This is a genomic window from Rhodopirellula europaea 6C (assembly GCF_000338295.1).
Lineage (GTDB): Bacteria > Planctomycetota > Planctomycetia > Pirellulales > Pirellulaceae > Rhodopirellula > Rhodopirellula europaea.
Genome location: NZ_ANMO01000116.1, coordinates 85,333 through 109,497, shown reverse-complemented (window position 1 = coordinate 109,497; position 24,165 = coordinate 85,333). Strand labels below are relative to the sequence as shown.

The window sequence follows — 24,165 nt, the reverse complement described above, 5'->3', positions numbered from 1 at the left end:
ATCTGCTGCCATGCCATCCACCGTTCGAACTCCGTTGTTCGGCCATTCGCGTTTCCTCCGCGTCGCTGGCTTGTTGCTAGCGATCATCGCGGCCTCGAACGGGCCGGAGCATCGCCTGGTTGCTCAGGATGAGCCCGTTGAAGATTCGGCGGCCGTTGCTCTTTATGCAGACGCAGCCAACTTCCAAACCAACGGTGCGATCGGATTGGCGGTCGACACCTGGAAGAAATTCCTGAAGGAATACCCGAGCAGCCCGCTGGCATCCAAAGCATCGCACTACTTAGGTGTTTGCTACATGCAGCAAGACACGCCCGATTTGAAGGCCGCCGCTGAAGCCTTCAAAGTCGCTTTGGAAGACACCAAGTACGACCTTCGCGAAGAAAGCTTGTCCAACCGAGGTTGGTGTCTCTACGCAGCTGCCGGGACGGGTGAAGAAGCGGATCCGAAATTGCTCCGCGAATCGATCGCGACCTACGACACGCTGATCAAGGACATCCCTGATTCACGGTTACTCGACCGGGCGTACTTCTATCGAGGCGAAGCTCAATACGCGCTCGGTGAACTGGACAAAGCCATTGAGTCCTACAACGCGATGATGAAACTGGACGACATTGTGAGTTCCGCGCTGCGATGTGACGCTTTGTACGCTCGAGGCGTCGCGTTGGAGGAACAAAAGAATTACGACCAAGCCCAATCCTCCTACCAACAGCTGCTCCAAGCATGCGCCGACTCGGACTTGGTGGTCGATGTCGAGATCCGCATGGGCGACATGCATTTGTTGCAGGGCGAAATGCAGCAAGCCGTCAAGCGTTTTGATTCGGTCGCAACCAACGCCGATGCAACCGCGGAAGACAAAGCCTACTCCTTTTTTCGCCAAGGCTACGCGTACGCCCAAGACCGTGATCCCGCGAAAGCGTCCGCGTCATACGAAAAGCTTCTGACACAATTCCCGCAATCACCCTACGCTGCCGCGGCAACGCTGGCTTCCGCTCAAACGCTCTATCAAGCGGGAGACTTAACTGGTGCCGCTTCGCGATTCCGCGACGTTTTGAAAGGGACCGACCCTGTCGCCGCGACTGAAGCGGCACACTGGCTGGCTCGAATCGATCTGGGCATCGCCAATCGCGACCCTGCCAAAACTGCGGAAGCGGCCAAATCCGCCTACGATGTCGCGTCGGAAGTGATCGCCAAAGGTCCACAAGGCAACTTTGCCGTCGCCCTCAAACTGGATGCAGCGGAAGCATTGTCGCTGCAACCTGACCGTTTGAACGACGCCTTTGAACGATACCAGTCAGTCGCAAACGAACATTCGGACCATCCCCTCGCACCACGCGCGCTCTACAACGCAGCGTTCGTCGCACTTCAACTTGGAAATACCGAACAAGCCGTGAAGCTGGCTGACACGTTTGAATCCAAGTTTTCAGATGATCCACTCGCACCGGACGCATTGTTTGTTGGTGCGGAGGCTTTGCTCGCATCCGGCGACGCGTCCTCCGCGGCCGAGCGTTACCAAACGTTGATCAGCAACACCAAACACCGCGATCATCCCCAACGTGCAACATGGATTTTGCGTGGAGCAACGGCTTGGAAAGCGGCCGGCGAACCGGCAAAGACAGCCAAGTTGGTTCGCGAAAACCTAGAGGCGATGAACACGCCGGAGCAGAAGGCGGAAGCATTGCTGCTGGCCGGCCAAGCAGAATTGTCCAGCGGAGATGCCGCTCAAGCTGCCCAAACATTCCAGGCCAGTCGAGAGGCCGCACCTCAATGGGCCCGATCGGACGAAGCCTTTCTGATGGCCGGTCAATCGCAACTGACGGCAGGAAATCGCAAAGCGGCCGAAGGCATCTGGAAAGAACTCATCCGCAGCAACGGCGAAAGTCGCATGGCCGATCAAGCCCGCTACAAACTTGGGCAATTGGCCAACGGCGAACAGGAATACGCAGCCGCCATTGAATACTTCGAACCGATTCTGACATCCAAACGAGATGCTGGCTTGCTGCCTTTTGCCCGCTATGCCAAAGGCATGGCTGAACTGCAATCGCAACAACACGAGCAAGCCGCCAAGTCTTTCTCAGAGCTGATTGATCAAAACCCCGATCACGCCCTGAGCGACGATGCGTTGCTCTCGCGAGGCATTGCCTACCGACACTTGAATCGAGACGCCGATTCGCGAAACGACTTGAACGCGTTCTTGGAAACAAAGCCAACCGGCAACAACCTCGGACACGCGCTGTACGAACTGGCGTTGCTGGATCAAAACGCATCGCAAACCGTCAAAGCAGCTGAATCCTTGCAACGGATTGTCGACGAAGTCCCTGACTATCCCGACATGGACAAGGTACTTTACGAACTCGGTTGGTCACTTCGTGAAAGTGGACAAGAGGATCAGGCTCTCACCAAGTTTGAACAACTGATCGCGAAGTACCCAGACAACGCATTGGTCGCCGACGCGGCTTACTTTGTCGGGCAAGACCACTATCGCAATTCGCAGTGGGTCGAAGCGGCGGACGCATTTCAAATCGCAGCCGACAAATCCAATGATTTGGATTTGAAAGAGAAATCGCTGTATCGGTTGGGATGGTCCTTTTACAAGCAACAGAAGTACGCCGAAGCGGAAGCCGCCTTCAAACGCCAATACGTCGAAGTGCAGCAGGGCGGTTTGCTGCTGGATTCGATGATGATGATTGGCGAATCACGTTTCAAACAGGAACAGTACGAAACCGCTCTGCGGGCTTACACCAAGGCACGCGAGAAAATCGAAGCCGACAATGATTCCGCGAAAACGGTCCGTGACAAAGCCGAACGCCAGGTTCGCGAATTGATTCTGCTGCACGGAGGCCAGAGTGCCGCCCAATTGGGTCAATATGAGGACGCGATCGGATGGTACGACGCTCTCCGAGAACGATTCCCAGCCACGACCTATCTTCCCCAAGTGTTCTACGAGATCGGATTCGCCGCCCAAAACGCAGGAGATGACGAAAAGGCATTGAAATTTTATTCCGAGGTGGCGGACAATTTCCGGAGCGAGATTGCCGCTCGAGCTCGGTTCATGATGGGTGAAATTTACTTCGCGAATAAAACGTTCGACAAAGCGATTCCAGAATTTCAGCGAGTCATGTTTGGATTTGGGGCGGACAAGGCGGACCCAGTCATCAAGAATTGGCAGGCTAAGAGCGGGTTTGAAGCGGGTCGGTGTGCGGAACTGCTCCAGCAGTCAGCGCAAACGGATGCTGCCAAAGCAAAGGCAGCCGAGTTCGCCAAGGATTTTTACCAGTACGTGATCGATCAACACCCCGGGCATGAATTGGCCACCAAGGCCAAGCAACGGGCGGAGGCACTGAAAGCACCGTGAGATTCCTTTCCAACGACCGCAGACGACGGCGCACGACATTGGTCATCGCTGTCTTGTGGGCCGCATTGTTGATCACCGCGGTACCGGAACAGTTCCAGTCACAAACCGTGTCGGCTCAAGACGCTGCGGAACCAGCCGGTGCGACAGGGGGCATCGTTGATGCTTCTGACATCCAATCCGTGATGAACGACGAACCGATCCAACAACCAGGATCTGATCAACCATCAGGGATCGACCTGCTGTCGTTGATCGCACGCGGCGGTCGGTTCATGATCCCGATCGGATTGATGAGCATGTTGGTTGTGACACTGTCGGTTGAACGAACGTTGTCGCTTCGCACGGAAAAGATTTTGCCTCGGTCGCTCGTCAACCAAATCAGCGACTTGGCCGCGACGCACGAAACGTTTCCGCCCAGTACCGCCCAAGAGATTTGCGTCGAAAACCCTTCGCCTGCCGCTCGCGTGATTTCAGCGATGCTGATGCGGACCGGCCAACCACTCGGTGACATTGAACGCACTGCCAGCGACGCTCTGCAACGCGAAGCGGATCGTTACGCCGGTCCCGTTCGTTGGCTGACACTTGCCGCTGCGGCGACACCCTTGATGGGTTTGCTTGGCACGGTGTGGGGCATGATCGTCGCCTTCCATGAGTCCAGCACACTGACCGCTGATCGCAGCCGCAGCGAACAATTGTCAGAAGGGATCTACACGGCACTCGTGACCACGCTGGCTGGACTGGCCGTTGCCATTCCCGCCGCCATCCTGGCTCAGTATCTCGAGAACCGCATCGCTAAGTTGTTTCATCGCATTGAGGAGATGGCATTCACCATCGCTCCCGGTTTGGTGCGGTTCGTCGGTCGATCCCGAATGGACGCCGAAGGACAATTGCGTCCGCTCGACAACGGTGCGCCACCGCCGATGGCCATCCATTCGCCGCCTCCCGTCACCACTTCGTGATCGATCATGGCTGTACAACTCAAACGATCCAACGTCGCCGGGACACTCAGTCTGACCCCGTTGATCGACGTGGTTTTCTTGTTGCTGATCTTCTTTCTGGTGACCAGCGAGTTTGAAGACGAGGAACGTCAGCTCGACATCGTGCTGCCCTCGGCAACAAGCGCCGTGCCGATGACCAGCAAACCTCGCGAGGTCGTGGTGGATATCAACGCGGACGGAACGGTCTTCCTCCGTGGAAAAGCTACCCCGCTGAAAGAGCTCGAACTACTGCTTCAAAAAGCCGTCGCGAGCAACCCGACCAACCAAACGGTCGTGATCCGAGCCGACCAAAACGCCAGCTTCCAACCGGTCGTGAACGTGATGGATGTGTGCAATCGTACCGGAGTGAGCGACTACTCGGTTTCCACCAAAGATGGGCCGGCAGGCTGATCCGTTGAGCAAAGATCCTACCTTCTTTGACGAGATTTCAGATCCCGATGACGAGCGCATGTGGCCGCTCGACGTCGCGTTGATTTCGTTGACCGGTTTGATCCTGTACATCATTTTGGGTTATCTGTCGTTTGACGATCCGCGTCCGATGTACAACGCATGGACCTACGTGATCGCGGTGCCGCTAATTGGCGCCGTATCCGCGTTCACGCTCCATCAAATCGCTTCGAAGTACGTTCAGAAGTCATTCCAGCTCGGCTTCCTCTTCAGCATCTTCATCCACTTGCTGCTGGTCGTCTTGGCAGTGCAGTGGATGATCTTTCCGCACTACTTTCCGGAGGCATTTGCCGGGGTCAAACCGGACCGATCACCGATTCGCAAAACGGTTCCCGAATACCTGTTTCAAAAGCCCGACGAGTCCAATGCGGTGACACCGGATTGGTCGCAGCCCGTCGACGCAGAGACAACGTCGCAGGTCATCCCTCTCGAACAACGACAGATGCCGCCGGTGAAACGCTCGGCACCTCGACTGGAAGTTCCGCGCCCCAACGTTGAGCAACCACGAGAACCAGAAAAGTTTTTGATGGAACGCGTGCAGCCAGAAATGGCAAAGCCGCAACCATCCGATTCGCCATCTCGATTGGCTCGACGTCGCCAACCAACCGAGCCTGCTCCTCAATCGCAATCGGCACCGCAAGCACCCGAAATAGATACGTCTGTCGCGCCGTCGGCGGATCAATCACCGGCAGAAAAATCAACGTCCGCGGCGGCGAAGCGACAACGCAGCGGAGCGTCCATCGCCATGTCGGCCGACATGGCACCAACACCCAGCCGCGACCCCGCCCCGGCACCCGTGCCGACGATGCGTGCGATGGCGGAGTCGTTGCCAACTGTTGGTTCGGCAGGGCTGGCTCGCGAACGAAGCCAACGACAAAGACCGACCAGACAATCCGCGGCGGGAGCCGCTCCAACTCCGCCGACCGTTTCCATCGCGAAGATCGAGGTCGACGCTGAGCGGATGCTGACACCAGAACTTGCACCTGTTCAGCGAACCAGCCAAGCGGTGGGCGCAAATGTGACTTTGTCGCCCGGTGAATCCGCGATGGCGGCACTCGACAACGCTCCCACCACGGGGCAGGGCGATCTACCGCAAGCGGCCCGCTTGGCCACGATGGCCGGAATTCCGGACGCGACCAACCAAGCACTCAGCCGTCCTCGATCCGCCAAACGACGCAGCGTCGGACAACGCAGTGGTTCAACAGGACCGGGTCCTGATTCGGGGGCAATCGCAGCGATGCTCGCCGATGCCTCCGCCGACAACACCGAAGGAGAAGCATCTGACGCGGCGACGGATCGCGATCTCAGCGACGATCGTCGTTCGCGCGACTCAGCCCGCGCTACAGAGTCTTCGCTGAACGAATTGGCGATGACCGCCGATCCGGTGTTCGACCTGAACGCTCCGGAGGGTCCGGCTGGGCTATCGGTCGAACGCGCCGAAAAGGCCGGTATCGTCCCATCCGATGAACCGGTGGAAATCGCGGCTTTGGACCTCACCCGTGGTCCACGCCAACGACGTGACGTCGGCGGCCCGGTCACGCCAGCAGGAATGTCCATCGCGGCTGTGGAACAATTCAGCCGGCGAGTCCAACGTACCAACGGTGGCGCCGCACCAGCTCCCGCCGGGATGGTCGGCCCGGCCACCGAAGAAGCAATCGAACTTGGCCTCGCGTATCTCGCTTCCTTGCAAAACGAAGACGGCAGTTGGTCACTTCAAGGGCACGGCGAAGCGGTAATGCTGCAGTCGGACACCGCCGCGACGGGCATGTGCTTGCTCGCGTATCAAGGTGCCGGCTACACGCACCGCCAACATCAATACGCACCGGTTGTCGCCAAGGGACTGAAATTTCTAATCGACAATCAACGCACCAATGGTGATTTGTATCGTCGCGAGAACCCACTGAGCGATCAAAACGTCGCGTTCTATTCTCACGGCATCGCGTCGTTGGCGATGTGCGAAGCGTATGGCATGACGCAAGACAGCGAACTGCGTGAACCGGCTCAGATGTGCCTCAATTACATCGAAGCAACTCAGCACAAACAACGCGGTGGCTGGCGATACACGCCTCAGGTCAGCAGCGACACGAGCGTCACCGGTTGGATGATGATGGCACTCAAAAGCGGCGAATTGTCTGGCCTTGAAGTTGAGCCGGATACCTATGCCGGAATCAATCGTTGGCTTGAACTGGCCAAAGCCAGCCCAACCGAACGCGACCGATACCGATACAACCCGTTCGCTCCCAACACTCCCGCGCAGGCCCACGGACGACGCCCATCGCCCACCATGACTGCGGTTGGCATTTTGATGCGGATGTACTCGGGATGGAGCCGCGAGAACGAAGACATGCAGTCAGCGGCCGACTACATCGCCAAGTTCCCGCCCAGTATTGGGACCAATCGGGCTCCACAAAGAGACACGTACTACTGGTACTACGCCACTCAAGTCATGTTCCACATGGGCGGCGAGCACTGGGACAACTGGAACCAATACCTCAATCCAGTCTTGATCGACAGCCAGATCAAACAGGGACCGGAAGCGGGCAGCTGGGATCCTGAACTGCCCGTGCCGGATCGATGGAGTGCTCATGGCGGACGCTTGTACGTCACTGCCATGAACCTACTGAATCTTGAAGTTTACTACCGGCACTTGCCTATCTACGAAGAAACCGGCGCTCAACCAGAGCTGTAAAACTCAGCGTGATGCGGGTCGTCCACCGCGTCCGCGATTCTTCTTTGAACCGCCGGACTTGCCCGCTTCGCTGCCGGCTGACTTGCGTCCCACGGTGCTTCCGCGGCCGCTGACGCTGCCTTCGGCTCGCCCGCGACGGCGACGACCACCGGGTTTGGCTCCGCCACCTGAACCACCTTGTGCTCCCGTGCCGGAACGCGAGCGACCACCGCCGCTTCGTCCGCCACCACCGGATCGACCACCCGAACGTGAGCCTGCTTTGTCACCGGATCCTGGGTCTTGCAACGGTCGCGGTTGGCAACCGGGCAACCCCGTCGCGACAGGAATCTGCAGTTTGATTTCACGCTCAATCGCGATGAAGAATTTGGTCTCATGACCGCCGCAAAACATCACCGTCTCGCCTTCGCGTCCCGCCCGTCCCGTCCGACCAATCCGGTGAACGTAGGCTTCGGGGGTGTTGGGCGTGTCGTAGTTGATCACGGTTTGGATGCCATCGATGTCGATCCCGCGAGCGGCCACATCGGTTGCCACCAACACATCGAGTTCATCGTTTTTGAATTTATTCAGCGTTCGAACGCGGTTGGCTTGAGTCTTGTTGCCATGAATCGCTGCGGCCTTCACTCCGGCTTTGACCAATCGCCTGGCAACCGCATCGGCACCGTGTTTGGTGCGAGTGAACACCAAAGTCGAGCCGGTAGCCTTGGTTTCGACAAAGTGACTCAGCAATCGCGGCTTGTCAGCTTGAGCGACAAAGCAGATTGATTGTTCGATCCGTTCGACAGTGGGTTTTTGCGGGGCGATTTGAATCGTGACCGGCTCGACCAAAATTTCGTCGGCCAACTTTCGAATCGGTCCCGGCATGGTCGCCGAGAACAACAGATTCTGCCGATCACGAGGCAGATACTTCAAGATGCGTTTGACATCAGGCAGAAACCCCATGTCCAGCATGTGGTCGGCTTCGTCGAGAACCAAGATTTCGACATCATTCAAATCGATGAAGCCTTGGTTGACCAAATCCAACAATCGCCCGGGCGTGGCAACCAACGTGTCGACGCCAGATTGCAATTCACGAACTTGTGGGTTTTGGTTGACACCTCCGAAAATGACCGTGCTGCGAAGCCGTGTCTTTTTGCCGTAGATCCGAAAGTTCGCTTCGATCTGAGCCGACAACTCACGGGTCGGTGAAAGCACCAATGTGCGGATGGGTCGGCGTCCGGGCCGTCGACCACGCCCCTTGGATGGCTCGCGACGTTCTTGATCGTCCTCCCACATGATCTGCAGGATCGGCAAGGCGAAAGCGGCCGTTTTGCCCGTGCCGGTTTGAGCGGCACCGAGGACATCGTTGCCGTCAAGGATTTCGGGGATGGATTGAGCTTGGATGGGGGTCGGAGTTTCGTAGCCGGCTTGCTCGAGGCCTTGCAGCAAAGGGCCAGTCAGCCCCAGATCTTCAAATTTGTTCAAAACAGGGTCCAAGGTGGGAATCGATTCACGTGAAGCGTGAGCCGTGCAATCAGCGAGCCCGTTGAACCACTTCCTGGTCGCTCAAGAACTCGCCCCAGGACCAAGATGGTGTTCCCCTCGTTCACAACCATGTGAGCGATACAGGGACCCAATGAACCCGGATGCGTTGACCGCCAAGTCGCGAAAAAAATCGTCGCGGGCGGTTTGTTGCAAAAGACTAGCTATCCGCCCCCAAAAGTCCATTGCAAATCGGCTTTCACGCAATGGAATGCGAGTTTCTGCCCCCCAGCGATCCGATGAAGGAGAATCTGTCACTCGCCTAATCGTCCGACCACCGATCGAGCCCGCTTGGCAGCCGCTCCGAGGGTGGCGGACTCGGATTCAGCGAGCTCTTGCAAGACTTTTGTCGTGGAGGGATCGATCAGAGGCAATCGCCCGAGCATCGTCGCGGTCCAGTAAAGCTGATCGGCGGCCAGAGGACTCCAGCTTTCGCCGTCCTCGCCTTCGTACAACACCGTCTCCAACAATCCCGCCATCTCTTCTTCCTCGTCAGCGGTCGGCTCTACCGATCCAGACAAAGCCTCCACTGCCCAAGTTCGAACCTCTTCGTCGTCCGATTGCAACGCGAGCAGACAATCGACGGTCTTCCCGTGGACGTTTTCTTGACGAGCCAACGATTCCAGCTCGCTCAGGGACAATTCATTCGCACTCATCGGGGTCGCTTCAGCTCAAGATTGTTTACGGTGAAGGGGATTCAACCAGGCACGCGTTGAGAAATTCCATCGTGTGCATGACCCGGGGTGCCGGATGGGCTTCGGTCGCCATCGAATTCAGATGTGTTTGCAGTTGCGTCAGGCATCCGATGTTTCCGCTGACGACAATCGGAGCCCCGGTTGCCAAAACGGCTTTCGCCTTCCGACGCCCGAGTTCATCCGCCGTTTCAGGTTGATCCAAGTTGTAAGTCCCGGCTGAACCGCAACACAAGTGCGACTCGCCAACGTCCACCAACTCAACATCCGGAATGCGACAGAGCACCTCACGAGGCTGCAGCCGCACGCCCTGCGCATTGGCCAAGTGACAGGCATCGTGATAGGCCACTCGCACAATGGCTTCGGCCTCATGAACAAACGATGGTCGCTTCAATCGGAGCCGATCTGCATGCTCGCACACAACCACCGAAACATCCTTCACCGTTGCGGCCAAAGCCTTTGCTTGCGATTCGACATCCGTCCCCCGCAAGATCATCCCGTACTCTTGCATCCCCGATCCGCAGCCAGCCGCGTTGGTCACAATCGCGTCGATCGGTTGCTGATCGCTTGAGAATGCTCGAACGTTGTTGCGAGCGAACTTGGCCGCGCGTTCACCATCGCCCACGTGCCAGGCAAGCGCCCCACAACAACTCTGCTCAGGCGGGACAACCACTTCCAATCCAATGTGCCGAAGCACCGCGATGGTGGCGACATTGATTCCAGGTGCCAGGACCTGTTGTGCGCAACCGGCCAGCAATGCAACTCGTCCAACTTGCTCACCGGATGCGGCGTAGTGATCTTGCAGCGGTTTCGCGGTCGGCAACGAGCTTGGCAACAACTCCAACATCGGTCGCAACACCGAAGGCAACAACGCGGAAAACTTCTTGCCGATCACTCCCATCCGTGCAGCGAATCGAAAGCGATTGGGATACGGCAGGGTTTGAGCGGTCAGCCAACGTTGCAATCTCTGCGGCCAAGCGGCCGAAACGCGATCTCGAACGAGCGATCGGTAAGGACTGAGCAGATGTCGATACGAAACACCCGATGGACAGGCTGGCTCGCAAGCCAAACATCCCAAGCAAGCATCCAGATGAGGTGCAGCTTTGTCGGCCGGCATCGCGCCTTCCAAGACTTCCTTCATCAAGATGATGCGTCCGCGAGGCGAGTCGGATTCGCGTTGCATCACGTCATAGGTTGGACAAGCCGACAAGCAAAAGCCACAACGAATGCACGTGCTGACAGCTTCCGCCATCGCATCCGCATTGGGGCCAGAACGATCCAAGGGAATGTCATGCTGCATGGCGATCAAGCCTCCAAGCGTTTTGTGTGCAGGGGCTCGCCAAACAAAAGCGGCGCGAAGCATCGATGAGGATCAATCGCCTTCGCCACCCGCACGACCACTTCGTCATGCCGCCACATACCGATTTGCGTTCCATGCGTCGAAGCGTCACCGGCGTTGAGCAACAAACCGGCCAGACCATGTTCGATCAACCAAGAGTTCAAAATTTGCAAGTCGCCCGCACCTGTGACGAACAAGACATTGCCAGCCAAACCAAAGTGCATCCTCCATCCCAGCTCAGTCAGCTCACTGGGAAATGTCTGAACAACGGTTTCAATTTGTCGCGGGGTCATCGGAATGCGAACCGAGACTTCTCCTTCGACGTGCAACAATTTCGACCACGACTTTTCGGCATGATCTTCGGACAACCTTCGCACTTCCGCCTCGCCGACGTTGCGTTGAACTCGATCCATGATGGACTCCGCCACCGCCTCCGGTCCGGGTACTCGCAACACGATGGACCAATCGTGCAGATCCGTCATTCCTGGCTGGCACAACTCAATCGCATCCAATTCCACCGGCAACCGCGTGAGCGTTTGCATGTGCAAGGTTGCCGACGCGAGGTCGCCGCACCTCACGACCCAAGTGTTCGGTTCGACCGATTGAGGGAAAACTTTGAATGTCAGCCGCGTCAACACGCCCAATCGCCCAAGGCTTCCCACCATCAGCTTTGGAAAGTCGAACCCAGCAGCGTTCTTGACCACCGGTGCGCCGGTATGAACTTCGTTGCCCAAACCATCCAAGAAGGACGCAGCAAGAATAAAATCACGCAGGCCACCGTATCTCCAACGACCGGGACCGCTCCAACCCGAGGCAACGCAACCACCGATCGTCGCACCCAAGGGGGCTCGCGGTGGGTCAAAGGGCAGAGTCTGACCGTTCTCCGAAAGCGCCGCCATGATTTCTTCCAGAGGCGTTCCCGAGGCAACCGAAATGGTGAACTCGGATGGGTCGTACTGGAGGATGCCCGAAAGGTTCCGCGTGGAATAGCGTTGCGTGGAGACAGGTTCCGAAGCCGCAGACTCGGCGCTATTCAGTCGAGACAAACCGGGTTTGCTACACCCACCAACGGGAATCAAATGCGTCGACGATGATGACGCCTTCCAATCCCGAATCAGATCGGTCCAGTGCCGTAACGATTCAGGAGCTTCCACGTCGGGCACCGCAGACGCGGGAGTCATCTCGGATTCACTCACGGAAGATCACCCCCGCTTTTTCCAATGGATGCAATCCCGATGTGGACAGAGCAGGGGACTCCGCATCCGGAAACATCTTGCCGCGATTGCAGATCTCATGCGGGTCCATCTCCGCTCTCACGCGGTGCATCAAATCGATCGTCGGCTCGTCAAACATCTCGGCAAAAACGCCACGCTTCTCGATCCCAACGCCATGCTCGCCCGTGATTGATCCGCCCATCTCGATGCACAACCGAAGAATCGCATGAGCAAAATCATTGGCCGCATCAAAAGCACCCGGAATCTTTCCGTCGTACATGATCAACGGGTGCAAGTTGCCATCGCCAGCATGAAAGACATTCGCGACCGGCACACCACACTCACGACTCATCGATTCAATTCGTTCGAGGGCTTCGCCCAAACAGCGCCGCGGAACGACACCATCTTGCACGATGAAGTCAGGGCTCAGTCGACCGGCCGCTGAGAAGACCGACTTGCGTCCCTTCCAAATCGCCAGCCGCTCCGCATCATTGGCGGCGATCTCCACCGCAGATGGTTGAGTGCCCGCGATCACCTCCGCCAGAATTTCTTTTTCCATCGCGACACGTTCAGCGGAACCTTCCAGCTCAACGATCAGCACGCTATTCGCGTTCTTGGGATAGCCACACGCCACGGCGGCTTCGGCGGCGCGAATCGACATTGCGTCCATGATCTCCATCGCACCAGGCAACAAATTCGCGGCGATAATCGCACCAACCGCATTCCCGGCGGCGCGGATGTCGTCGTACCCAACCAACACCGTGTGGAAGACCTCCGGCAGCGGCAGCAATCGTAGAGTGGCTTGCAACGCGATCCCCAACATGCCTTCGTTGCCGCACAAAAAACCGGTTGTATCCGGACCGGCGTGCTCCAAGGAAGAACCACCGATACTGGTCACGGTTCCGTCGCCGAGCACCACATCCATCGACAACGTGTGACCGGCGGTCATGCCGTATTTTAGGCAGTGAGCGCCACCGGAATTGAATGCGATGTTGCCGCCAATCGTGCAAACGGATTGGCTGGAAGGATCCGGTGCGAAGTACAACCCGTGTGGGCGAGCGGCTTGAGAAACGGCAAGGTTCACCACCCCGCACTGAACCGTCGCGGTTCGTTCGACGGGATCAACGTGCAAGATTCGGTTCAGCCGATTCAGCGCGATCACAATCCCATCGCGATGTGGCATTGCGCCACCGGAGAGGCCCGTGCCGCTGCCTCGTGCGACCACCGGCACGTGATGTTCGTAACACCACCGCACCGCGGACACGACCTCGTCAGCGGTCTCGGGAAAGACCACCCCGCGAGGTCGAGCGGTGTATGCGAGCAACCCGTCTGATTCAAAAGCAGCCTGGGCCGCCGGATCGGTTCGAAACCGATCGGCAGGAAACAGCTCTGCCAAACCAGTCAGGTCGCTGGCTTTCACTTCACGTCTTTCCAGCTGCGAGTTGCGGCACTGTCGAGCACGGCGTCACAAACTCGCTGCGTTTCCAGTGCATCGCGGAAAGTTGGAGCGGCGGGTTGGTCCGACTCCAATGACTTCAAGAAGTCAGCGACTTGGTGCACGAAGGTGTGCTCATAGCCAATCTGCAATCCGGGAACCCACCAGTTCGCCATGTAAGGCTGATCGCCATCGCTGACGTGAATGCTGCGCCAGCCGCGGACGATGCTGTCGTCGTTGTGGTCAAAGAATTCCAAACGATGCAGGTCGTGCAAATCCCAACGAAGCGAACCGTGCTCGCCGTTGATTTCCAGCGTGTACAACGCTTTGTGACCACGAGCGTATCGGGTCGACTCGAACAACCCGAGCGAACCGTTGTCGAAGTGACAATGGAAAGCACACGCGTCATCAATTTTGACGGGAGTCTTTTCACCGGTTTCGGAGTGAACGCGTTCTTTGACAAACGTTTCCGTCACTGCCGAAACATCTTGGATGCTGCCGTTGAGCCACAACGCGGTGTCGATGCAGTGGGCCAGCAAGTCACCGGTCACGCCACTGCCAGCGGCTTCCGCATCCAAACGCCACGTTGCCGCACCGCCTTGAGGAACGTCCGCGTTGATCGTCCAGTCCTGCAGGAAGTTGGCGCGGTAGTGGAAAATCTTTCCGAGTCGACCTTCGTCGATCATTTGTTTCGCCAACGTCACCGCGGGGACTCGGCGGTAGTTGTACCAAACCATGTTGCGAACGCCGGCCTTTTCGACCGCTTCGCACATCTCGATGCCTTCGGCGGTGTTCATCGCCAAAGGCTTTTCGCACAAAACCATCTTGCCGGCTTCCGCGGCGGCGATCGAAATTTCTTTGTGCAAGTTATTGGGGACGCATACGTCGACGGCGTCGATGTCGTCGCGTTCGAGCAACTTTCGCCAATCGGTCTCGACCGACTCGTAACCTTGTTGCTCGGCGAAGGCCTTGGCCTTTTCTTCGTTTCGAGCGCAAACCGCTTTCAAAACAGGATGGTATTCCAGATCAAAGAAGCGAGGTGCCTGGCGGTATCCGTTGGTGTGCGTTCGGCCCATGAAGCCGTAGCCGATCAGGCCGATGTTCAGAGGTTTCATTCGTCGATTGGGGAATAGTAGGAAATTGAATATGAATGGAGGTCAGGTAACCTTCCGCCGCAACACTGATCGCGACCGGAAGGTGGGCGTCCTGACACTTTGTCGATTCAGCAGTGCGGCATGAGTCGCACTGTTTCACATTAATGTCGGTTCAATAAGAACGAATCACTCGTTCCAACCGTGAGCATCTTGAACGCTCAGCATCGCCGCCAAGATGTCGTTCCAAGTGCTTGGTTGATGCATGACATCGTTCGGGAACATGCATCCGTCCCAGCAAATGTGCTTGCAGGTTTGCAACACGTCGCCGTGTTCATCACGCAGCCAGTGGCCCGCGTCGGTGGCGATGTCCAATTTGCCGTTGGGATCGTTTGGCAAACAGTGACGTCCGGTTTTGTCGTGGCTTCCCGTTCCGTGCACGGTTGCATCGTTTTGTGCAACGTGGAAGTCAATCGTCCAAGGTCGCAGGGCATGCGTCAGCTCTTTCAACGCCGCGGCCTTCTTCTCTTGATCGGCCCAGTCGAAGTCCTGCGGCAGGATCGCATCTTCAGGAGCGTTGTAGCCAAGCAAGTACAACAACGTGTGTGCCATGTCAGCTTGGAAACCGAAACGCTCGGGGTGACCGACGCGTTCCAGCAAGTCGACCATCTTCTTCCAAGAGTGCATTCCACCCCAGCAAATTTCGCCTTCGGCTGCGAGACGCTCGTCGTACTCTTCGGCGATGTCCGAAGCAGCCTTGAACGTGTCGGCGATCTTGCTTTGGTTGGCATCGGGATCTTTCACCCAATCGGCCACACCCATCGCGCTGTCCAAGCGAATGCATCCATAGGGACGCACGCCAAGCTCACGCAGCTTCTTGCCAATCTCGCATCCCTTGCGGACTTGTTTCAAGAATGCCTCGACTTCTTCGGGACTGCCGCCCGCACTTCCGCCGCCGGTTGGTTCCCAAACGGGGGCGACCACGGTTCCGATGTTCAACGATCGGCTGCGAACCTTGTCGGCCAAAGCTTCTAGTTCCGCGTCATCGGCGTCGATGGAAACGTGAGGCGAAAACAAAAACAAATCGACTCCATCGAATTTCCGCCCGTCCACTTCCGCCGCAGCGGTCAGGTCAAGCATTTCGTCCAAGGGAATGATGGGGTTGGCATCATCGTCGCCCTTGCCGACCACTCCGGGCCAAGCAGCGTTGTGCAATTTTGGAAATGAGTTCGGGTGCTGGCTCATCGTCGGGAAGTGCCTTTGAACAAAGTGGGATCGCGGTCAGGTTGAATCGCAAGTTTAGACGGGAAGTATCGGCCATATCACCGAAGTGCCTGAAGCGGCATTTACGTGAATGGGGCGTCGGATTTTTTCGTTCCCGCGTCACTAGCGTGGACATTGCGACCGCTCGTTGCAAGAACCCCTCGGCGATCCGGCGACGCGAACGACACCACGCGCCCGCCAATCCGACAGAATTCGTCATAAAGCGGCTCGAACTGAAAGCGGTTTCAGCCCATCGTGGCTTGGCCGCTCAGTCGGATTGCTGTGATTTGCCAACACTCCTCGGCAATCAACGCCCGAGATAAGCGTCCAATTGATCAGCTTTTCGCATCAGATACGGAACATGCTCGTCAGTCGCCTGCACAAGCCGTTGCAGTTGACGCAATTGATCCTGAAATTCTTGATTGAATTTTCTTTGCTGGTCATCCCGCCAGCTCTGTTCCAACTGGTTCATCTGCGCCGACAAGCCCGTTCCACGTTGCCGCAGCTCTTCCGCAAACCGAGCCAACTGCGATGCAAACTGGCGAATTTGATCCGGATCACCGATAGCTTGATTCATGAAATCGCCTGAAGAGATTGTTGATAGAACTGCAAACTCGCACTGAGCCCATGACGGTCGGCCAAATCGATCAGCAACTTCAAAGCAGCCGAACGAGTTTTCGCGGGACCGACGACCGCGCGGCGAATCGACGCTTGCCGCAACGACTTCATCGCCGCCATGTCTTGGCTGAGTAGCAACTGGCATCGCCCGGTGAGCAGGTAAGCTCCCGGCGAATGGGTTTCTGAATCCAGCAAAGGCTCCAACTCATCAATCGCTTCGTCGTATCGTTCCAGGTCATAGAGAGCTTCCCCCAATACCATCCGCAAATACGTCAGCGATGGATCGCGGTTCAACCGAGCCCGGCAAACCTTCAGCCGGCAATTTCCCCAATCCGCGGTCGCGCGTTCAAGCTCGTGATCCGCGGATGAATTGCCCAGTCGAGTCGCCAAGTCACGGACCTCGACCAATTGCTGCACCGATCGAGCCAATTGGGCTTCTTCAAGTTCCCACAGCAACGACGAATCATCCGGAAAAGTCTCATGGGCCTGCCGCAGAATTTTGGCTGCCTGCAACGGCCGATTTTCTTCGCGGTAGATCGTGGCCAGTTCCAGATAGCTGTCACGATCCGTCGGGCACGTCTTCAGATGATGTTCGAGTTGCTGACGCCGCGTCGGCCCAGCAGTCGCCTCGCTTCCTTCATTGGTGGGAACAGCGGTCATGAGAAACGCTCTCGAGATGAGAATCATGTAGCGGGCGATAGGCCGGCAAACCGGTGTTGAACCGAAACTGACGTCGCCAGAAGAGACCACTCAGTATGGATGACGCGAGCCCAGATTGCAAAATCGCCGCCCCCCAGTTTGGTTTACTGGTTCGTTTAGGATGGGAATGGGCTATCATGACTAACCCGTTCGTCGGTTGTCTCGGCCGCGATCGCCCCCGCCGCGGTCCCCCCGCACCCTATGCCCCGATTCGCGTTCCCTCCTAACCACAACGCGGCCATGCATTCCATGCGACTCACACTGATCCTTCTTGTTGGCTGTTGCTGCGCCACAAGTCACGGATCGGATTCTCTTCAAACCGTCTTTCAAGACACGGTTCAACCGTTTCTGCAACAGAATTGCTTGCAGTGTCATGACGACCAATCTGCGGAAGGTGACCTCGACCTCAGTGCGGACCGAAACATCGACGATGTCGTGAAACGGTTCCGTCACTGGGCGGTTGTCTTGGACCGTTTGGAAGTCGGCGACATGCCTCCGGAAGATTCCGACGTCCAGCCTTCCGCCGCACAACGCGACGCGGTGATCGCTTGGATCGAATCCGTCAAAGCGGCAGAAGCAAAACGAACCAGCGGCGATCCCGGGTTGGTGCTCGCCCGGCGACTCAGCAGTGCCGAATACGATCGCACCATCCGCGATCTCACCGGCGTCGACATTCGTCCCGCAGCGGACTTTCCCATCGACCCAGCCAACGAAGCCGGCTTCGACAACTCCGGTGAGTCGCTGACGATGTCTCCCGCATTGCTCAAAAAATACTTGCAGGCAGCTCGGCGCGTTGCCGAGCACATGGCGATCACGCCTTCGGGACTGGAGTTCTCTCCTCACCCTGTAATCACGCCCACTGATCGCGACAAATTTTGCGTCAACCGAATCATCGATTTCTATCGTCAGCAAAACACCGAGATCTCCGACCACTTGTTTGTTGTCTGGAAGAACCAGCAGGCTTCGTCCGCAGCCTCGTTGGATGAGCAATGCCAACAACATGGAGTCAGCGCAAAGTACTGCCGAGTGCTAGACGACTTGCTCCAGGCGGAACAGGACGATGACGAACAACCAGCCATCGGTCCCATTGTCGCCTTAAAACAGATGTGGAATGAGGTTGCTCAAAATGACCTCACCGAATCCGAAGCTCGAGCACACTGCGACGCCATCGCCGAATTCATTGAGTCGCTACGTGAATCCTTGATTCCTGATGTCCCCAACCTGACCGCACCGGATATGAATCCGGGATCGCAATCGTTGGTGCTTTGGAAGAACCGGCAGTTCGTTGCGAATCGTCGGCGATTCGCGAAAGACCAACTGCCTCCACTTCCGGAACTGATGAAGAGTTTCGATCCCAGCCGGTTTGAGATTCCCTCGCAAGACGCCGTGGTCACGGCCATGACCGTGCCGGAATCAGAAACCGACCAGGAGACTTTCTCGCATGAGCTGGATCGATTCTGCAGCGTGTTTCCGGACCAGTTCTTAGTGTCCGAACGGGCCCGGGTGTACCTGGACCAAAAGAAGGAAAAGAAGCTCAAGGGCCGCTTCTTGAGCGCCGGTTTCCACAGCCAAATGGGATACTTCCGCGACGACGCTCCCCTTTGCGACTTGATGTTGACCGACGACCAACGCGAAACGCTCGATCGCCTTTGGTTGGAACTCGATTTCGTGACTTCCGCTCCCATGCGTCAATACGCGGGCTTCATCTGGTTTGACCGAACCGACTCCAAATTCATGCGTGACCGCGAATTCGATCGGTACCGCGCTGAAGACAAGGACTGCATCGCGGAAGAGAAGGTCCGTGGTTTGTGCGATGCCTACACAAAAAAAGCCGAACGCGTTGGAGCGAGCCCGAAAGCTCTCGCGGCGATCCGGCGGTACTTCGACGACATGTCGAAAACCTTTCGCTCGCTCGAAGAAATCCGCGAGCAATCTGAACCCGTTCAGCTCGAAGCAATGTTGCAGTTTGCCGAACGAGCCTACCGCCGGCCGCTCAAACAATCTGACAAAGATTCCCTGCTCGCGTTCTATCAATACTTGCGAACCGAGGGCGAACTCGACCACGAAGAATCCATTCGCGATTGCGTCGTGCGGATTTTGATGTCGCCCCATTTTTGCTACCGCGTTGACCCCACCAATCAATTGGCCGCCTCTGACCCGATTGACTCGAAATTGCCATCCGGTGTCGAGCCACTGGACTCTCATTCGTTGGCGAACCGGTTGAGCTACTTCGTTTGGTCGAGCATGCCGGACGAAGAACTGATGGAACTTGCGGCACAGAATCGCCTGCAAGATCCAAACGTTCTCGCCGAGCAAACACATCGGATGTTGAGCGACATTCGCAGCCAAGGCTTCGTTCGCGAATTCATGGGCAACTGGTTGAACTTTCGACGCTTTGATCAGCACAACGGAGTCGACCGCGAAAAGTTCCCCACGTTCACGGATGACCTGCGACAGTCGATGCTGGAAGAACCTCTGCGATTCTTCACCGACCTGATCCAACGAGACGGATCAGTGCTCGATCTGCTGTACGCGAAACATACGTTCGTCAATCGAGATCTGGCGACACACTACGGCATCGACGAAAAACGCTTTGACTCGCTGCTGCAAACGTCGGACTCCGAAGACGGTTGGATTCAGCTGCCCGACGCCAATGAGTACGGCCGAGGCGGTTTATTGCCGATGGGCGTGTTTTTGACTCGCAATTCGCCAGGACTGAGAACCAGCCCCGTGCAACGAGGCAACTGGGTTGTCCAGCGAGTCCTCGGCGAGCACGTCCCGGCACCTCCTGCCGAGGTTCCGGAGTTGCCCGAAGACGAATCCAAACTCGGTGACCTGACCATCCGCGAAGCTCTCGCTCGGCACCGTGAGCACCCCAGTTGCGCGGGATGCCACGAGAGAATCGACTCGATGGGATTGGTTTTCGAAGGCTACGGTCCCGTTGGTGAAATGCGAGACGCGGACCTGGGCGGACGTGCGATCGACGCCAGCGTCGTGTTCCCCGATGGCAGCCAAGGAATCGGCATCGATGGACTGCGAGACTACATTCGCCGCGACCGTGAAAAAGACTTCGTCGAACATCTTTGTCGCAAGCTTTTGGCCTTCGCACTTGGACGTTCCTTGCAGCTATCAGATGAATCCTTGATCGCTGAGATGCAGACCAACTTAGAAGCCAACGACTATCGTTTTCAGTCCATGATCGAAACGATCGTGACCAGCCCCGCGTTTCGCAACAAACGCGTTCAACTCGCCTCCGTCGACAACGCTCCTCATTCAGAAACGGAACCTTCTCCATGACTCACGCTGTCAATCGACGAACATTGCTGCGCGGTGCCGGTGTGGCCATGGCTTTGCCTTGGTTGGAATCGATCCCGGTTTGGGGCCGCGAAACGATGGTTGGAAATGATGCCGCCGAAACCCCACAACGCTTTGCCGCGTTGTTCATGGGTTGCGGGATCAATGCGGATCACTGGTGGGCCAAAGGTTCCGGCAAAGACATGGAGCTGGGCAAAAGCCTGGCTCCCATGGAATCGCTCAAACACAAGATGAACTTCATCACCGGACTGTTCAACGAGAACGCGACCGGGGTGGGCATTCACCCGGGGCAAACCGGCAACATTCTTTCGGGTGCTTCGCTCAAGAAAGGATCCGAGCTTCGCGGCGGCATCAGCATGGACCAAGTGCTCGCGAATCATTTCCAAGATCAAACGGCGGTTCCAAGTTTGGTTCTTGGGTGTGAGCAACCGGTCACGGGATACCACGAGACCAATTTCTCGATGGCGTACAGCTCCCACATTTCGTGGCAAAACGCGACTTCGCCGGTGCCGATGGAGGTCTACCCATCGCTCGCGTTTGACGCACTGTTCGATAATCAGGGCAGTCGTCGCAACGAAAGCATTCTGGACCGAGTGGGTGAAGACGCGGCGTCTTTGCGACGACAAGTCAGCGTGTCCGACCGAGCCAAGTTAGAAGAGTTTTTGAGCAGCGTTCGTGAGGTGGAGAAACGTGCGGCGTCGATGCGAGCTGCGCACGCGAAAGCGAGTGATCGAGCGAAAGACCAAGGCAAACCAATCCATGCAATGAAACGTCCCGACGACGGGTTGCCAGAAGATATCCGAGAGCACATGCGATTGATGTGTGACATCGTTGCGTTGGGTTTTCAAACCGACAAAGCTCGTGTTGCGACGCTGTTGCTTAACCGTGATTTGTCGGGATTGTTCTATCCATTCCTGGACGTCAAATCGACGCACCATTCGGCTTCGCACAGCGATCGCTCGGATGCCTACGAACGGATTTCGCGATACTACTGCAGCCAGTACGCGTACTTGGCCGGCAAGCTGGACGCGATGGCGGAAGGCGACGGCACGGTGTTGGACCATTCATGTTTGTTGTTCCTTTCCAGCATGTGGTCAGGCAACGCTCACGATTCCAGCAAACTGCCGGTGCTGTTGACCGGTGGCTTGTCAGGAAACATGGAAACCGGTCGTGTGTTGGACTACCTCGAAAAATCCGACGACGACCGACGGCTTTGCAGCATGTATCTGTCGATCATGGATCGCATGGGAGTGCCGATGGAAGAGTTCGGCGACGCGGATCAATCACTCGCCGGTCTGTGATTCACTTGCCGCTGTACCAAACGCCGCGACGCCATTGGTGCAGTTGCAAACGACGAAGGAAGTCCTCGGGCAAAGCCGGCAAGGCTTCCGTCGCCACGTTCAATGCGACTTGTTCGACATTTCGCATACCGACAATCACGGTTTGAACCGCCGAGGGTGACATGGCGAACTGAATCGCGGTCGCGGCCAATGCATAGTGTTCGTCCAACCCGAACTCTTTCAAATCATCGCGAATGGCATCGACTCGCTTCGCCGTCCGCTGCATGCGATCGCCGGCGAAGTAACCGGACCGGAAGTCGTCCTCCGGGAACTGGTGATCGGCCGAGTACTTGCCGGTCAGGGCACCTTCGTCCAATGAAACGCGAACGATCACTCCGGTCCCCGTTTCTTCTGCAACGGGCAACAACTGGGCCGCGGGTTCTTGTTCAAAGATGTTGAACACGACCTGAACCACGTCGACCAATCCATCTCGCATCAACTGGATCACGCAGTTCTGATCTTGCTCGGGCGTGCACAAGCCAATGCGGTTGATCTTGCCTTCCTGACGAAGCTTTTGCAGCACGAGCAGTGGCTGCGGATCATCGTTCCAAGCCGACGTCCACGAGTGCAGTTGCAACAGATCAAGGCATTCGACACCGAGGTTTCGCAAGCGTTCTTCGACGTTCGCTCGGATGTAGGCGGCACCGTATCGATCTTGCCAGCGGCAATACGGGCTAGGCGGCCACGGGCCTTCCGAAGGTGGCGTTTTAGTCGCCACATGAATCTTTTCGCGGATCGCGGCGGGCAGCTGTTTCAAGAACTGACCGATGACTTGTTCACTGCGGCCATCCCCGTATCCGGGAGCAGTGTCGATGAAAGTGATCCCGTGTTCGATGGCGTGCTGAAGTGCAGCGAGGGAAGCCTCGTCGTCTTGAGCGCCCCATTGTCCACCAAGAGCCCACCCCCCGAATCCAAGTCGCGAAACGGGAAAACCATCATGACCAAGGGGGACTTGTTTCATAGCAAACGTTTCACGTGGTGAGATTCGCGGGTGGAAAAAGGAAGGGTCTGGAAAGCGATGACGATTATCGGGTCGGTCCGTCTGCCTCAAAAGGAACTTGCCGGCTTTCGAGATGAACCGGACCGATCGTCTCAACTGGAATCACGGTTGCGTCCGAAATCCTTTCTCAGCGGCGAACCGAGGGTCTCGGTCGGCCCGGTAAGCAGAATCCTTGGCAGGTGCAGTGGTGCGAAATTTGTCTAACATCCCGCGTTTGTCGATCGTCGTCCCTCATGGTGGTGATGGCGCGGCTTTCGAATCCTCGCTCGCAAGCGTATTGCAGCATCGCCCAGATGGGTGCGAGGTGATTGTGCCTCATGACGGGACCTATGACGACCCGTTTGATTTGGGCGAAGAAGTTCGTTTCGTCGACAGTGGTTCGACCAGCGTCCTGCGCCAGATTTCCGAAGCCGCTGAATTGGCGATGGGCCGATTCGTGCACGTCGTCGCGGATGGCCACGTCGCCACGGAAAACTGGACCGACGCAGCTCTCGCACAATTCGAAGGCCACGAAACCGGTGTGGTCGTGCCCGTGGTCCGTGACTCGGAAACGCAACGCATCGAGCACGCTGGCTGGCGAACCACCGCTTCGTCCGCCTGCGGCCCAATCGGATTTGGCGACAAACAAGTCGCTCGCAAAGCCGCCGCTCGCGTCGAAGGAGCCTTTCTGGCCGCGTCGTTCTGGCGTCGTGATCTGCTTCGCAGTTTGGCGATCAGCTATCGCGGTACCGACACGATCGAAGCATCGCTTGCTTACGGTCACTTGACCACGCAAGCAGGTTGGCGATGCGTCGTTGCCGAAGACAGCGTGATGAGCATCGACTTCGAAACCGAAGTGCTCGACTACGACCTTCGCATCCACCAAAACCATCGCCGCCTGCAAGCCATCTCGGATCACTTCCGCGGCGGTGGATCAGCTGGTTGGGGTCGCGGTATCCAACGGTTGCTCACAACCACACTGGCCGGCGGACTTCGTCCATCCAGTTTGATCTCGGGCCTTCGACGCATGACCGCTCCGTTGGCCGGAAACGCGATTTCGCGTTCCGTGCAAACATCCGGCGTTCTGTCCGTGGATGACAATCCCGAAACGTTACCGATGACTTCCGTGCATCGCGAACCGCTTCGGCGTGCGGCTTAGCCGGACGGGTTGCGTACCGG

General features: G+C 57.2%; 17 protein-coding genes. 7 read left to right on the top strand and 10 right to left on the bottom strand.

The window, feature by feature from the left end:
- Positions 1-10: 10 nt before the first annotated feature.
- Genes RE6C_RS11755 through RE6C_RS11740 form a run of 4 tightly spaced genes read left to right on the top strand, consistent with a single transcriptional unit; the run spans position 11 to position 7,483 of the window.
- Positions 11-3,352: a tetratricopeptide repeat protein gene (locus tag RE6C_RS11755; RefSeq protein ID WP_008656827.1), complete on the top strand. Its 3,342-nt coding sequence runs from the start codon at positions 11-13 to the stop codon at positions 3,350-3,352.
- 38 nt (positions 3,353-3,390) lie between these two features.
- Positions 3,391-4,308 (top strand): MotA/TolQ/ExbB proton channel family protein, encoded by a 918-nt coding sequence (locus tag RE6C_RS11750; RefSeq protein ID WP_008656826.1) that lies wholly within the window; start codon positions 3,391-3,393, stop codon positions 4,306-4,308.
- Positions 4,309-4,314: 6 nt separating this feature from the next.
- Positions 4,315-4,737 carry an ExbD/TolR family protein gene (locus RE6C_RS11745; protein ID WP_008656824.1) on the top strand — a complete coding sequence of 141 codons (423 nt, stop codon included), beginning with the start codon at positions 4,315-4,317 and terminating at the stop codon, positions 4,735-4,737.
- Entirely contained in the window at positions 4,721-7,483 is a 2,763-nt protein-coding gene (locus tag RE6C_RS11740) for a membrane protein (RefSeq protein ID WP_008656823.1), read from the top strand. Before RE6C_RS11745 ends, RE6C_RS11740 begins: the two co-directional genes overlap by 17 nt.
- A gap of 3 nt (positions 7,484-7,486) precedes the next feature.
- On the opposite strand, the gene RE6C_RS11735 is transcribed toward RE6C_RS11740, so the two are convergent.
- The 9 genes from RE6C_RS11735 to RE6C_RS11690 form a co-directional block, all read right to left on the bottom strand.
- Positions 7,487-8,956: a DEAD/DEAH box helicase gene (locus RE6C_RS11735; protein ID WP_008656821.1), complete on the bottom strand. Its 1,470-nt coding sequence runs from the start codon at positions 8,954-8,956 to the stop codon at positions 7,487-7,489.
- A 299-nt stretch (positions 8,957-9,255) separates the two neighbouring features.
- Complete coding sequence (locus RE6C_RS11730; RefSeq protein ID WP_008656820.1) at positions 9,256-9,657, bottom strand: hypothetical protein; 402 nt, start codon at positions 9,655-9,657, stop codon at positions 9,256-9,258.
- Between the two features lie 25 nt (positions 9,658-9,682).
- On the bottom strand, positions 9,683-11,002 hold the full coding sequence (locus tag RE6C_RS11725; RefSeq protein WP_008656819.1) for a heterodisulfide reductase-related iron-sulfur binding cluster: 1,320 nt from the start codon (positions 11,000-11,002) through the stop codon (positions 9,683-9,685).
- Positions 10,999-12,213, bottom strand: a complete 1,215-nt coding sequence (locus RE6C_RS11720) for an FAD-binding protein (RefSeq protein ID WP_236618134.1) — start codon at positions 12,211-12,213, stop codon at positions 10,999-11,001. The genes RE6C_RS11725 and RE6C_RS11720 overlap by 4 nt, the downstream gene beginning before the upstream one ends.
- Before the next feature lie 7 nt (positions 12,214-12,220).
- Positions 12,221-13,666 (bottom strand): FAD-binding oxidoreductase, encoded by a 1,446-nt coding sequence (locus RE6C_RS11715; protein ID WP_008656815.1) that lies wholly within the window; start codon positions 13,664-13,666, stop codon positions 12,221-12,223.
- A complete protein-coding gene (locus tag RE6C_RS11710; RefSeq protein WP_008656814.1) occupies positions 13,663-14,796 on the bottom strand; it encodes a Gfo/Idh/MocA family protein in 1,134 nt (377 codons plus the stop codon). The genes RE6C_RS11715 and RE6C_RS11710 overlap by 4 nt, the downstream gene beginning before the upstream one ends.
- Before the next feature lie 165 nt (positions 14,797-14,961).
- On the bottom strand, positions 14,962-16,017 hold the full coding sequence (locus tag RE6C_RS11705; RefSeq protein WP_008656813.1) for a sugar phosphate isomerase/epimerase family protein: 1,056 nt from the start codon (positions 16,015-16,017) through the stop codon (positions 14,962-14,964).
- A gap of 325 nt (positions 16,018-16,342) precedes the next feature.
- On the bottom strand, positions 16,343-16,612 hold the full coding sequence (locus tag RE6C_RS11695) for a WXG100 family type VII secretion target (RefSeq protein ID WP_007326182.1): 270 nt from the start codon (positions 16,610-16,612) through the stop codon (positions 16,343-16,345).
- Positions 16,609-17,313, bottom strand: a complete 705-nt coding sequence (locus RE6C_RS11690; RefSeq protein WP_008656809.1) for a tetratricopeptide repeat protein — start codon at positions 17,311-17,313, stop codon at positions 16,609-16,611. Before RE6C_RS11690 ends, RE6C_RS11695 begins: the two co-directional genes overlap by 4 nt.
- A 240-nt stretch (positions 17,314-17,553) precedes the next feature.
- Here RE6C_RS11690 and RE6C_RS11685 point away from each other — a divergent pair, with 240 nt between their 5' ends.
- Both RE6C_RS11685 and RE6C_RS11680 read left to right on the top strand, forming a co-directional pair.
- A complete protein-coding gene (locus RE6C_RS11685; protein ID WP_052034949.1) occupies positions 17,554-20,649 on the top strand; it encodes a DUF1592 domain-containing protein in 3,096 nt (1,031 codons plus the stop codon).
- Positions 20,646-21,968: a DUF1552 domain-containing protein gene (locus RE6C_RS11680; protein ID WP_008656807.1), complete on the top strand. Its 1,323-nt coding sequence runs from the start codon at positions 20,646-20,648 to the stop codon at positions 21,966-21,968. The genes RE6C_RS11685 and RE6C_RS11680 overlap by 4 nt, the downstream gene beginning before the upstream one ends.
- Position 21,969: 1 nt before the next feature.
- Here RE6C_RS11680 and RE6C_RS11675 read toward each other — a convergent pair whose 3' ends face one another.
- Positions 21,970-22,968, bottom strand: a complete 999-nt coding sequence (locus RE6C_RS11675; protein WP_008656804.1) for an aldo/keto reductase — start codon at positions 22,966-22,968, stop codon at positions 21,970-21,972.
- Between the two features lie 226 nt (positions 22,969-23,194).
- Here RE6C_RS11675 and RE6C_RS11665 point away from each other — a divergent pair, with 226 nt between their 5' ends.
- Entirely contained in the window at positions 23,195-24,145 is a 951-nt protein-coding gene (locus RE6C_RS11665; protein ID WP_039961830.1) for a glycosyltransferase family 2 protein, read from the top strand.
- Positions 24,146-24,165: the final 20 nt, after the last annotated feature.

Coding starts and splice junctions, on each gene's coding strand:
- RE6C_RS11730 (WP_008656820.1), bottom strand. CDS start 9,657: ATGAGTGCGAATGAATTGTCCCTGAGCGAGCTGGAATCGTTGGCTCGT.
- RE6C_RS11705 (WP_008656813.1), bottom strand. CDS start 16,017: ATGAGCCAGCACCCGAACTCATTTCCAAAATTGCACAACGCTGCTTGG.
- RE6C_RS11740 (WP_008656823.1), top strand. CDS start 4,721: ATGGGCCGGCAGGCTGATCCGTTGAGCAAAGATCCTACCTTCTTTGAC.
- RE6C_RS11685 (WP_052034949.1), top strand. CDS start 17,554: ATGCCCCGATTCGCGTTCCCTCCTAACCACAACGCGGCCATGCATTCC.
- RE6C_RS11695 (WP_007326182.1), bottom strand. CDS start 16,612: ATGAATCAAGCTATCGGTGATCCGGATCAAATTCGCCAGTTTGCATCG.
- RE6C_RS11710 (WP_008656814.1), bottom strand. CDS start 14,796: ATGAAACCTCTGAACATCGGCCTGATCGGCTACGGCTTCATGGGCCGA.
- RE6C_RS11755 (WP_008656827.1), top strand. CDS start 11: ATGCCATCCACCGTTCGAACTCCGTTGTTCGGCCATTCGCGTTTCCTC.
- RE6C_RS11720 (WP_236618134.1), bottom strand. CDS start 12,213: ATGACTCCCGCGTCTGCGGTGCCCGACGTGGAAGCTCCTGAATCGTTA.
- RE6C_RS11690 (WP_008656809.1), bottom strand. CDS start 17,313: ATGACCGCTGTTCCCACCAATGAAGGAAGCGAGGCGACTGCTGGGCCG.
- RE6C_RS11680 (WP_008656807.1), top strand. CDS start 20,646: ATGACTCACGCTGTCAATCGACGAACATTGCTGCGCGGTGCCGGTGTG.
- RE6C_RS11745 (WP_008656824.1), top strand. CDS start 4,315: ATGGCTGTACAACTCAAACGATCCAACGTCGCCGGGACACTCAGTCTG.
- RE6C_RS11675 (WP_008656804.1), bottom strand. CDS start 22,968: ATGAAACAAGTCCCCCTTGGTCATGATGGTTTTCCCGTTTCGCGACTT.